The organism is uncultured Thiodictyon sp., assembly GCF_903828115.1.
Lineage (GTDB): Bacteria > Pseudomonadota > Gammaproteobacteria > Chromatiales > Chromatiaceae > Thiodictyon.
In genome coordinates this window covers 1-12,442 of record NZ_CAIKKU010000395.1, presented here as the reverse complement: position 1 = coordinate 12,442, position 12,442 = coordinate 1, and the positions used below count along the sequence as shown (strand labels likewise).

The following is a 12,442-nucleotide window of genomic DNA, read 5'->3' as shown; positions in this document are numbered from 1 at the left end:
CCAAATAACCGTGTAGTCGCAAACGCCAATAGTGACAACCATTCCATATTGCCAGGCTTCCTGTGTATTCTTGAACTGTCGGTCGTCTGGTGAGCCCATAACAGATGCGACTTTCTCTTTTGAATCGCCGGGGGAAATCATCAAGGACGACTGTTTTGTCGTGGCACATCCACCCAATGCAAGAACAATTAGAAAGAGCGCAGAGCGAAAAGGGGAAGGCATAGGTCATTTTCCTTTATCCGCCCAACCGGCGGCGGCTATTAAGTTGCGATCAGGGTCCGCGCAGTGTTCGCCTACCTCCGCGCCCCATCCTGTATGGTCTCTCGTCTCTCCGGCTACCCACTGCCACGCCAGCGGGCCGCCCGAATCCTTCAGCCGCGCCGGGCCTCTGCGACCTCGTGAAGCTGCACAACCTCGGCGCCGGTCCCCCGGCCGCACCAATCCGCCCAAGCGTCCATCATCGCGGCGCGCTTGGTGAACAGGTCCCCGCGGCGGTAAGCGGCCTCAACCTTGTTCTCGATGACATGGGCAAGGGCCATTTCACACACGTCACGCGGGAAGCTGGAAACCTCCCCGGACCAGTCCCGGAACGCTGAGCGGAAGCCATGGGGCACAGCGTCCCCGCGATCCCCGCCGACTCCATACCCCATGCCCCGCATCTGTTGGAGCATCGCCATGGTTGATATAGGCCGGCGGTACCGGGCGCCGATGAAGGCGTAGGGGTTGCCGTCCACCCGCGGCAGGGCCGCCAGGATCGCCAGGGCGGCGTTGCTGAGCGGTACCCGATGCTCGCGCTTGGCCTTCATCCGCTCGGCCGGTACGGTCCACACGGCCTGCTCTAGGTCGAACTCGCTCCACTCTGCGCCGACGACTTCACCAGTGCGGCAGGCGGTCAGGATCAGGAAGCGCAACGCCAGGGCCGACACGCCTTGCTTGCCTTCCAGTTCGACCATGAACCCGGGCACGTCCTGATAGTCCATCGCCGGATGATGTGCGACGGTCGCCACGCGGGAAGGACGGGGCAGGAGCTTGTCCAGGTGTCCGCGCCAGCGGGCCGGGTTGCTCTGATCGCGCCACTTGTGGGCGGCGGCGAAGTCCAGGATGTTCTCGACGCGACCCTGAACCCGTTTCGCGGTTTCGGTCTTGGTGGTCCAGATGGGTTGCAGGACCTTCAGCACGTCGTCGGTGTGGACCTGGTCAACCGGCTTGGTGCCGATGACTGGCCGGGCGTAGGTCTTGAGGGTGGCGACCCATTGCCGGGCGTGCTTGGCGTTGCTCCACCCGCGGCGGTGCGCGCGGATGAACCGGGCGGCAACCTGGGTGAAGGTCGGGACGCCAGCCGCCTTGAGCGCGTCGGCCTGGGCTTGGGTGTCCCGGTAGTCGATGGGGTCCACGCCCGACTTGAGGATCTCCCGATACCCGGCGGCAGCCTTGCGGGCGCTCACCAGGGAGACAGCCGGATAGGCGCCTAGGCCCATTTCTCGGGCGCGGCCTTGAAGCGTGTAGCGTAGAATCCAGTTCAGGGCCTTGCCTTGTGGGTAGACCCAGAGGTTGCCGCCGTCGCTGAGCGGCTTGGTCGCGTTCTTGATCTGGCGATCAGTCAGCCGGTGAATGTTCGATGCCATGTCCGCCCCCGTTCAGGTCTACCCACAAGACTACCCACAACACATGCTGAGATTCTAGTGGACGATAGCGGACTATGCTAGACCTAAGTGACTGGCAATACTGGCACACTCAGACGGTAACAGACGGTGATGAACCATGTTCCAGCGGACTCTCTCTCCGCCAATTTACACCCTGTGTTCGCCGCCATCGCTCAAGAATGGCGCATCCACCATTGCCCGGCGGCAAAGCCCATTCCAGATCCAGTTGGCCCTGGCGGCAAGACCTGAACCCATCTTCACCCTACGGGTACGGGACTTCCCCCGCGCCTCCGTCACGCGGCACCGCACGTCCCCGTTTCGCCGGGGCCTGTCGGCCCGACCACCCGTGCGCAGGACGCTTGGGATACACTATGGGGTGACGAGGCTTTCGTGCCCGTTTTTGGGTCCTTACGCAAAGTGATGATGACGATGTCGTTTGGCTTGGTCAACGTCAGGCGCGGTCAGCCCCCCGCAAGTTACTGCCCGGGGGTGTCGGGCGTGCCTGCGGTCCGCGGCCACCCCCAAAGTCCTGCGACCCACCTTGGTTTTACGCTCATTGAGGTGCTCGTCACCGTCATCGTGCTCGCCGTGGGCCTGCTCAGCATGGCCAAACTGCAACTCTCGGCGCTGAAGTCCACTGACAGTGCGCGTCTGCGCACCATCGCCACCGACGCCTCTTACGACCTGGTCGATCGGATTCGCGCTAACCCAGCGGAGATTCTGACAAATCTGACGACCTCCGTGGACTTGGTCGAACGTGGCACCTGCCAGCAGACGCTTACCTGTAACACCTCGCCCAATTGTTTAAAAAAGGACTTTTGCGCGCGTGGCCTGCCGGAATCCACCCTGGTCGCCGACTGCACCGTTGGCAGCGGTTGCGGTACGGGCAATTGTGCGATCATCGTCAGTTGGAACGACGCGCGGGGTGACTTGAAGAACCTTGGGGCACACCGACTCAGCTTTAGCACCTGTATCCGCTTACCGCCTCAAGTAGCGGGACCCTGATCGGGCTCTGGCGACCCCAGTGACGCAACCCGGAGACCAGCCGATGGTCGCATACGTCCGCACCCACACCGCCAGGTCAGAGCGCCTGGCGCACGTCGTTGAGGCGGGCGCACCGGGTCCTGGATCGCGACTTGGGCAGGGCGGTGTGACCTTGATCGAACTGATGGTGGCCTTGGCTCTGGGTCTGTTCCTGGTGGGAGGGATCATTCAGGTACTGGGGTCCAACCAGACCAGCTACCGACTGACCGAGGTGACGGCGCGCTCCCAGGAGAACGGCCGTTATGCCCTGCGGGTCCTGGCCAGGCAGTTTCGCCAGAACCGCAGTACTGCCTGCCGTGACATCGCCCTGGAGGCAGCGACAGAGGGGGGCCCTGGCCTTCGCCAGGTCGTCAAGTCATGCGCACTGCTCGCCAATCCGATCAATTGTACCGGCGACCCGCTGATCGGCCCTGAGACACCACTCGGCTATACCGTCTCGACCCCGGCGCAAAACTCGCTCACCAGCCTCCCGGGCACGGGGGCCTGCGCTCAGGCGGCGCAAACCTCAACCGCCCGCTGCGCGGTGGCACAGCGCTGGCTGCGCGGTGATGTCCTGGTGTCCTGGGGCGTTTCCGGGGAAGGGCTCTACATCGTCAAGCCACTGCCGGGAGACCTCCCGACGCGCGACATCACACTCCTCGATGCGAGCGGTTCGGTCGCCATTGAGGATGCCGATTTCCGGGGCGGTCACCTGGCCATGATCAGCGATTGCGGCAGCAGCGATATTTTCACGATTTCCAATCCAGCCGCGGACAACCCGCTGCGCGTGCTCGGTCACGCCGTGGAACGCAGTGGTGTCACGATCAATACGGGCAACAGTTTATCGGCGCTGAACTTCAACGCGGCCAGCCCTCGCCCCCGCGTCTTTCCGTTCGATTTGGTGGTCGGTTTTATCTGCTGTGTCGACCAGCATACCGGCGGCGTGCAGCCCGACGGCGACGGCGTCGTTGCCAACTGCACCAGCGATCCCACACGATACCGCCCGGCCCTCTGCGTCTGGTCCGCATCGGGTGGCTCGACCCAGGCGCTCGCACCTGACGTCGCCGACCTGAGCGTCAGGTACCACGTCCGGTCCGATACGACCGGCAGCACCGCGGCGGCGGTCGCGGATTGGAGACTTATCACCAGTGCACAGGTGACGCTCCTGGTTACCGGCGGCGATGAAGTCAAGCAATCTAAAGAGTCGCCCCAAGACGGCAATCTCGGTGTTGGAATGCCGCAGGACAGGCGCCTGTACCATGTATTTGAAACCACCGTTGCGATTCGCTCACGCGATCCTAACCAATAGAGAGCTGCTGCGATGAAAGCGCCATATCAGCCAGCCCGAGCCAAGACCTTGAGGCTCATGAACCGCCGCCCGGGCGACCGCGGTGCCACCTTGGTCGTTGGCTTGATCGTCCTCGTGGTGATGGCCATCCTCGGCATCGGCAGCATGCGCACCTCGGCCCTCCAGGAGCTCATGGCCGGCCATACCAAGGATAGCAACAGCGCCTTTCAGGGGGCCGAGGCGGCGCTGCAGGCCGCCCACAGCTATGTGTGCAACCTGGAGCGACCCGAGCAGATGGAATCGCCAAGGGCAGGCGGCGTCCGGATCCCGGAGGCCTGCAGGTCGGGTGAGGCGGACCCCGTATCGTGCCAGGATAGGAGCACCAATCGCTGCTGTTACTTCCGTGGCACCATCGCTGCCTGGAAGGCCTACCCTCGCACTCCGTCCGACACCCTGTCGGGCCATGCCATCGGCAGCTTGAGCGGGGCCGGGTGGGCGCCTGTCTCGAACACGCCGCATTTCATCATTGAATACCGCCGCAGCCCCCACGAGACATCGCACGGTGAGTTCGATGGGATGGCCGCGGGCGGACGAGGCAGCGGTGGTAGCGGCGACGATGCCGACTATTTCGCCACCATCGCGACGATCGGCTTCGACCCCGCCGCCAATTCTCGCACAATCACGCAGATGACGCAGAAACTGAACTTTTGAACCCGCTTGGCGCCGCGGCTGTTCGCGCAGGGTGCCGTTGACCCGGTCCACTGCGGCCGGCAATGGTCCTGCCACCCCCAGGACCTGTACGGACTCCGCCATCCGTCACAACCCGCCAGGCAATCGGAGCACGGAACCATGTCGAATCACCGGTCTTTCATCTCGCTGGCACAGGTGCATCTTCTCCAAGGTCGAGCCCAGACCTGCGGGGGGCACGCGGGGGCTGGTCTGCGGTCCTTGTTCGCCGCCCTCGTCCTGATCGGCCCTTACGGGTCTGTCAATGCCGACCCGTCCCTGGGACGCCCAAGTATCCCGATCGCGACCGCTCCGGTCTTCGCGCTGTCCGGTGCGGCCCCGAATCTGATCCTGACCATTGATCATTCAAACAGTATGAACCAGGCGTTCCTGCCCGAGGGGATCTGGCCCCTGGTCGGCGGTACGACCCTGCCGAAACTCGACGCGCGGGATACCTCATCCCTGGTCAACCGGCAGTATTACGATCCGGCCCAGACCTATCTGCCGCCGAAAACCGCCGATGGAAGCACCAAGTCCCATGCCGTCTTCTCCAGCGCCGCGGCGGACAGCTTTGGCAGTATCAGTCCCGACTGCAACCTCGACCTCGGCCACCATTATGCACCGACCTGGAGTTTGAACAATCGACCGGGCAAGACCGGCGGGAGTACCTGCGGGGATCTGCGGGCGGCTACGAAAGAGCAGATAGTCAAGATTTATGCGCAGGGCGGCCCCGCGAACGCCGACCTGAGCGTCCCGGAGTGGGAGTGGGCGTGGCGTTGCATGGTCTCGCATGCCTACGGCGACTGCCCTGCCTTTTATTACCGGCTGAGGCAAACGGATGCTTGCAAGGACAAATTAGCGAGCCTCAATCTCAATACTATCACCGCGACCGATTTCCCGTCCGGCTGTCTGACCCGCGTGGAGGTCGGCAGCGACCGAGACCTGGCCAGCGTCCGCGACCGGACCAACGCCCTGGTCACGACCCAGGTCCTGGCCGAGCGCAAGGCGCTGCTGAAAAACCCGGATGGCACCACCCCCGGGAACCAGGCCCTGGCAGAGCGCAATTTCGCCAATTGGTACAGCTTTTACCGCACGCGCTGGCTCACCCTGCAAACCGTGGTGAGCCGTGCCTTCATCGTCCTGCCGGAGCGGGTCCGCTTTACCTATCAAACGTTGCCAGGGTCGTTCCTGTATTCCGGAACCTCCGCGCTCGCGGATCTGTCGTCTCGGTTCAATAGCTATGACTCGAATCGCAGCGGCTTTTACTCCTGGCTATTTACGCAGCGGGCAGTCGGGGGCAGCACTCGCCTGCTCACCGCGGCAGCCAGGGTGCATGAGTTCTGCCGTACCGATCTGGCGTATCTCCAGAGCCTTAAGACGCCCTTGGACGTGAATCTTGAAACCAATCCGGTGCGCGGCTGTCGCAACAACTTCCATGTGATGTTTACGGACGGTGGGTGGAACGACTTTATCGGTACCTCACCATCGGGCTCGAAGGGTCTTGACCCACCCGCTACGGCCACTAGGGACGGCAGTCTGTGGTTAGGCAACAACGACGGGACCGAGACCGCTTTTCCCGCGGGGTCTGAGAGCGTACCGGCAATGGTTGCGGGGGGGAACTACTCCCCAGCCGCGGCCTCCAGCCGAATCTTCGCCGACGGGAATACCGGCATGTTGGCCGACCTGGTGTTCGCCTCCTGGATTACCGATCTGCGCCCGAACGACCCGGTCGCCGACCATCTGGTGCCCACCCTGATCCGCAATCGCGCCGGTCCTACGGCGGACCGGTTCTGGAACCCGGTCAATGACCCGGCGGATTGGCAGCACATCACCACTTACACCATCAGCCTGGGCGTTTCCGGCACTGTTCTCTACCCAAGCGGCCTCAGCACCCTGCAGCAGAGCGGGTTCCCGGGGAGCCAAAACGCGATCGGCTACAACGTGGCTACAACTCAGTGGAAGGCCAATGAGATTCCAACTGCATACAAGATCGACGACCTCTGGCACGCGGGGATCAATGGCCGCGGCGGCTATTTCAACGCGGGTAATCCGGGTGCGCTTACCACGGCCTTCGAGCGGGTCTTGCAGGCGGTCTCCAGTGCCGCCGGTGCCAAGTCCGCCGCCGCCCTGGCCGTGGATAGCGGCGGTACCGCCGCCGATGACCTGATCTATCAGGCCAGATTCGACGGCTCTGACTGGAGCGGCGATATCCGCTCCTTCCGCGTCTCACCCGGTCCGGAGGCGGCCCCCTGCGCAACTCCACCGCCCCCGGCCGGGCAACTCTGCGAGGACCCGCTAGCCGGCCAGTATTACCGGTCAGCCGCCGCGGCCCTGGTGGATCGCAATGCGACGAATCGGCGCATCTTCACCGGTCAAGGTGCCACCGACACCGGCATTGCCTTCGGCGCCACGGACGCCGAATGGGCCCTGTTGTCGAACACCCAGAGACTCGACTTTCTGCGGGGTGCCGGCTACCTGGGAACCGACTCGACGGCCGCCGCAGCCGACGGCGGGCCCACCCCGGCCGCGCTTGCCGAGGCGAAGGCGCAACTGAGGTATGTCGCCGGCGAGCGAACCTACGAAGTGGATGGCCTGGCCTACCGGTTCCGCACGCGCGCGACCCTGCTCGGTGACATCATCAATGCCGGTCCCGTCCTGGTGGGTCCGCCCAGTTTGGTCTTCATGGCAGACGACTACCCCGGCTTTATCGACGCCAAGAAGGGCCGCGCCAAGATGCTCTACGCGGGCGCGAACGACGGGATGCTGCACGCCTTTGACGCGGCCAGCCTGAGCGAGTCCTTCGCCTTCATTCCACCGGTCCTGATCGGGCTGGAAGGCGCCCCGCCCCTCACCGGCAACAGGCCCGGCATGCTGCATCTGTTGAGTGATCCGGAATACGCACACCACAATTTTGTGGACGGCCCGCTGAGGGTGGGCGATGCCTGGTTTGATGGCGCCTGGCACACGGTCCTCGCCGCCGGGCTGGGACTCGGTGCCCAGGCACTCTACACCCTGGACGTCACCAACCCACCCGCACTCGGTACGACCCCCGCGGCGAGCGCCTTTGCGGACTCGATGTATCTCTGGCAGTTCACCGATCGCGATTCCGACGCCGCGGACGGCAAGGTCAAGGGGGACCCGGATTTGGGCTATGTCTTGGGGCAACCCTATATTGCGCGCGTGCGCGGGGCCTTGTTCGGACGGGCGGCAGACAGCCACCCGGTGTGGGTCGTGGTCAGCGGCAACGGCTACAACAGCGCCGAGGACGACGGCAGCCGCGCCGCCGGCTGCGACGACGCGACCCAGGATCAAGACACCACGCTCTGCGGTCAGGCGGTCCTGTATGTCATCGAGATCGGCGGTCTTCGCGACGTGAAAAAGATCCCGACCGGTGTCGGACGCCGGCATGACCCCCTGCATCAACTCCCGAACGACGCGGCGGACGCCGCCAAGCGCCGCCCGAACGCACTGGGCCAGCCGCGCGTGATAGTGGATTCGACGGCCGCCGATGGTGACATCCTCGGCGACTATGCCTACGCCGCGGACCTGTTCGGGCACCTTTACCGGTTCGACTTGACTGGGGCACCGGGGGCCAAAGCGGTTCGCCTGCTCTATACCGCCACTGATCCGTCCGGGAAGGCCCAGCCGATCACGTCCCCGCTTGCGGTCATGAACCACCCCACCGGGGTGGGTGACCTGGTACTCTTCGGGACCGGGAAGTACCTGGAACTCGACGACCCGGGCGACCGGCAGGTTCAGAGCTTCTACGCCATCTGGGACAAGGGTGACGACAGTGAGCCGGTGGTGGCCAGCCGGGATCCCGCCGGGCTGCTGGAGCAATCGTTCGTGGCGACGGACCTCGCGGTGGGTGACGCCCGCGGACGCACCAGTAGCGACCTGGCGCTAGACTGGTCGGACCCCGCGCACCCCAAATACGGCTGGTATATCGACTTCGATCTCGAGAGAGACGGTGTCGGCAACAAGGGAGAGCGGGTGGTCACCGAGCCCATCGTCCTCAGGAAGTGCGTGATCTTCACCAGCCTGATCCCGGAAACCAACCCGTGCGTCGCCGGCGGTTACGGTTGGATCAATATGTTGAACGCGAGCAGCGGTGGGCGTCCCGCCTGCACCTTCGATTATACGGGGGATGGGACTTTTGATGATGACGACCTGCTCCCGCTGGAGGGCGGGCCGGCGGAGGGGGTCGCCGGAAGCAGTTTCCGCTTGACAAGCGGGGGTCAGAATGGTGGGCTCTATCTAAGACCCTCGGTCACGCGTGGCCCCCGCCCCCCCGACCCCGACAACCCCGACAACCCCTCGTGCGCCGGTGGGTTCGACATTATCCGCGCCTCCTCCTCGGACGCGGGCCTTCCCAGCGCCAACATTTCGACACAGCGCGGCAGCAGCGGGCGGGTCTGGCAGCAACTGCGCTGACGGCGCAGGTGACGCTTATGGAGCCCGGGCCTTGGTCTGACAAGGCAACACAGGCGCCTACTCCACCCTGACGACAACCTGCGATAGAGGGGTCAGCAAGTGGCAGTCGGCGCCGCCGGGTTCAGGCGGCGCCACGGGCGCAGCAATGCCATCCCGAGTCCAAACAAGGCGAGCGTGGCGGGCGCGGGCGTCGGCACGTCACCTGAATCATAGATACCAACCAAAAGTGAAGTGTACTGCACGTCCGGGAAATTCTCTCCGGAACCCCCGCCATTCCAGAACGTCTCGAATAGCCTGATCTTGATCCGATCCTGGGCACTGACGATGACAGGACCCGGAAGGACCGTGGCGAAGTCTATCGCGAAGTTTATCGGGGTCTGGCGCGTATTGCCGTCGGCGTCGCCGTTGAACCAGCGCAAGACCGGATCAACCTGGGAGAAGACCACGCCGGTGTATAGGACGGTATCTTGGCTACTATCCTTTTTTCTGAGACTGATCTCGATCCGGGCTTGCCCCACCTCGGTGTCACGGACTTGCTGACCCCCCCACTCCCAGGGTGGAACTGCATCCTGGCCTGTCAAGGTCGTGATTGCGGAACCCGTGATCCAGCTAGCCATCCCGGTGCCGACCTTACCATTGGCTGGGTCCTCCGGTCCCTTCAGGGTGATTGTGGCGAGGGTGAACTCATTCTCCTCGTTGTTGATCCATTCCAACTTGGTCTGATAGGCCGTATCACTGATCGTACCCCAACTGAAAATGGTCCCGTCGGCGGGGGTGGCCGGACTCTGGTCCGATCGATTTCGTGTCGTGCTATAGCCGGACCCGGGCGGCGGGTAAAATGTCGGGGGTCCGCCGCAGTCGGAACCACCGACATTGGGACAGGTCCCGGCGTAATCGTTGTAGGTCCCGTTGTTGGAACTCCAGGTGAAGCTATCGATTTCGAGCGGGACCGCCGACGCGGGTCCGGCGCCAAGGCCCGAGAGCAGGGCGAGCGCCCCGCCCGCGAGTCGCAGACGGCCGCGGCGGACGCAAGGACAATCGGTGGCGCTGGACACGGGCATGGTCTGACTCCTGTGGGGCTCAAGGTTGGCCGGGCTGGGCGACGGGTCGGGGCTTTGGACCCCTATGCTAAGCAAAACCCGCACCATTATTGATGACCACTTTAGGTATCAGTGTGTTGAGCGGTCCTGCGATCAGTGATTGTACGGCAAGCGTTGGTCACTGTAAAAAAAACTGACAGTACGGGGGGGGCGCCGGGTTCACAACCACCCGCCGCCGCCGAAGGCGTTACGGCCCCAGCCCAAGCGCCTGGACTCCAGGCAGAGGCGGCGCGGTCGGCGAGTGCGTCTTACCTTCAAGGCAGTGAGCCCCCACCCGGGTGCGTTACCCTCGGCATCTTGGACTCGATGCGACTCCCCTGGCACACTGGCGGGGGTGCTGGCCGCGGATAACCGCCGTGGACAGCCCCGCGGACCGGGGTCCGCGCCGAGCTGGTGCTCAGCGCCCCCGGGTGCCCGGCACTCCCAGATGGTAAGCCCATGGACAAGACCTCGACACCCGAGATTGGAATTCGCCCCGGGCTGGTGCCCGGCGCCCCCGGCGACCCGCGCTGGTGGGTCTTCTCGACCTACTTCGCCCAGGGATTTCCGTACATGGTGGTCCGCGCCATGTCGTCGGTGTTTTTCACCGATGTCGGGATGTCGGAGCGTTTTCTCGGCTATCTCAATTTTCTGGGGCTGCCCTGGAACCTGAAGTTCCTGTGGGCGCCGCTGGTCGACATCTACTCCACCCGACGCACCTGGATGATTCTGGTCCAGGCGCTCCTGACGTTGCTTACGGCGTTGCTGGCGGCCCTGTGCCTGGCGCGCGGCACCGGGCTCGACATCGGGGTGCCGGACGCCCTGCTGGTGGGGGTCTTCGTCGCCCTGGCCTTCCTCGCGGCGACCAACGATATCGCCATCGACGGCTATTACATGGAGGGTATCACCGACCCTAAGGAGCAGGCCGCCTACACGGGCTTCCGGGTCATGGCCTACCGGTTGGCCATGATCCTGGCGCGCTTCGGCATTATCCTTGCGGTGGCCCAGATCGCCCGGACGGCCTTCGACGGGAACCTGTACGCCGCCTGGGGTTGCGGCTTCGCGGCCGGCGCGCTGGTGATGGCCGGGCTCACCCTGTTGCACCTGATCAGGCTCCCGCGCTTCCAGGCGCCGCGCACCCGGGTCATCGGGGTCCGTGAGGCGGCGGGCGATTTTTTGGGCTCCTTCGCCGCTTACCTGGAGGTCTCGCGTCGGCGTTCACTGATCGCACTCACCAGCGCCCCCGTGTTCGGCCTGGTCTTGAGTGCGGTCCTCGTGGGCGCCGGGGTCCCCGCCGTCCAGTCCGTGACCTACGGCTTCGGCTTTATGCTGCTGGTCCTGCTCGCCCAGGCGCGGCCGGCGATTGCGCTCAGCCTCGCCTTCATCATGTTCTACAAGATTGGCGACGAGATCATCTTCTCGATGGGGACGCCCTTCCTCAAGCGCTACCTGCTGGTGGACAACACCCAACTCGCCTGGATGAGCGGACTTCTGGGGCTGATCGGCTCCATCGCCGGGACCACCGTCGGCGGGCTCTGGATCAAGCGCACCGGGCTGCGCCGTGCCATCTGGCCGCTGACGCTTCTGATGAACGTCAATATCCTGGCCTACGTCTGGCTCGCCTGGGAGCGCCCGCTGGCGACCGAGTTGATGGGCCTGCTGACCATCTGCGGTGTCTACACCATCGAGCAGATCGCCGCCGGCCTGGGCAATGCCGTGCTGATCGTCTATATCCTGCGCACCTGCAAACCCGCGTATAAGGCCGGGCACTACGCTATCGGCTCGGCCTTCATGTCGGTGTTCTCCGCCCTCTTCGGCGGCCTGGGCGGGGTCATCGTGGAGGCGAGCGGCTATCTCGAACTCTTCACCATCGGCCTGCTCGCCTCGATCCCCGCCATGGCGCTGCTGTTCTTCGTGCGTATCGACGACTGAGCCGGGGGCGCCGGGCACCAGCCCGGCGCGTCGTCCCCGCCGTTGGTCGCCCGTCACGCACGCCTGCCTTGACAGGCGCAACAGTATGTAAGAAGATACTAATGCACTGAAGCACTCCACTCCGGTGCACTCCTCCGTTCCGTGACTTCCTTTGGTGGTAACTTAATGAGCGCGACCCGGTCGCGCTCTTTTTTTTGCCCACCCCGCCGGACTCGCCCCAACCCGCGCCGCCGCGACCTGTGCTGGCTCCTACGCTCCTGCGTCACTGCCATTAAGTTAAGCCGCAACGGCTACTGGGAGCGCCGCACCCCAGTGCG

Annotated in this window: 7 protein-coding genes; 5 read left to right on the top strand and 2 right to left on the bottom strand. The window is 64.3% G+C overall.

Annotated features, from left to right (window positions below):
- Nucleotides 1-371: 371 nt before the first annotated feature.
- A complete protein-coding gene (locus QZY48_RS14475) occupies nucleotides 372-1,625 on the bottom strand; it encodes a site-specific integrase (RefSeq protein WP_295431908.1) in 1,254 nt (417 codons plus the stop codon).
- A gap of 438 nt (nucleotides 1,626-2,063) precedes the next feature.
- Here QZY48_RS14475 and pilV point away from each other — a divergent pair, with 438 nt between their 5' ends.
- The 4 genes from pilV (at nucleotide 2,064) to QZY48_RS14455 (ending at nucleotide 9,114) form a co-directional block, all read left to right on the top strand.
- Nucleotides 2,064-2,648, top strand: a complete 585-nt coding sequence (gene pilV / locus QZY48_RS14470) for a type IV pilus modification protein PilV (protein WP_366929697.1) — start codon at nucleotides 2,064-2,066, stop codon at nucleotides 2,646-2,648.
- A gap of 43 nt (nucleotides 2,649-2,691) precedes the next feature.
- Entirely contained in the window at nucleotides 2,692-3,975 is a 1,284-nt protein-coding gene (locus QZY48_RS14465) for a PilW family protein (protein WP_295431905.1), read from the top strand.
- Between the two features lie 12 nt (nucleotides 3,976-3,987).
- Nucleotides 3,988-4,665 carry a PilX N-terminal domain-containing pilus assembly protein gene (locus QZY48_RS14460; RefSeq protein WP_295431903.1) on the top strand — a complete coding sequence of 226 codons (678 nt, stop codon included), beginning with the start codon at nucleotides 3,988-3,990 and terminating at the stop codon, nucleotides 4,663-4,665.
- Nucleotides 4,666-4,803: 138 nt separating this feature from the next.
- The gene (locus tag QZY48_RS14455) at nucleotides 4,804-9,114 is read left to right on the top strand and encodes a PilC/PilY family type IV pilus protein (RefSeq protein ID WP_295431900.1); all 4,311 of its coding nucleotides are present in this window, start codon (nucleotides 4,804-4,806) and stop codon (nucleotides 9,112-9,114) included.
- Nucleotides 9,115-9,206: 92 nt separating this feature from the next.
- On the opposite strand, the gene QZY48_RS14450 is transcribed toward QZY48_RS14455, so the two are convergent.
- A complete protein-coding gene (locus QZY48_RS14450; RefSeq protein ID WP_295431897.1) occupies nucleotides 9,207-10,175 on the bottom strand; it encodes a hypothetical protein in 969 nt (322 codons plus the stop codon).
- Between the two features lie 477 nt (nucleotides 10,176-10,652).
- Between QZY48_RS14450 and QZY48_RS14445 the strand changes: the two genes are divergently transcribed.
- On the top strand, nucleotides 10,653-12,125 hold the full coding sequence (locus tag QZY48_RS14445) for a hypothetical protein (protein ID WP_295431894.1): 1,473 nt from the start codon (nucleotides 10,653-10,655) through the stop codon (nucleotides 12,123-12,125).
- Nucleotides 12,126-12,442 lie beyond the last annotated feature (317 nt).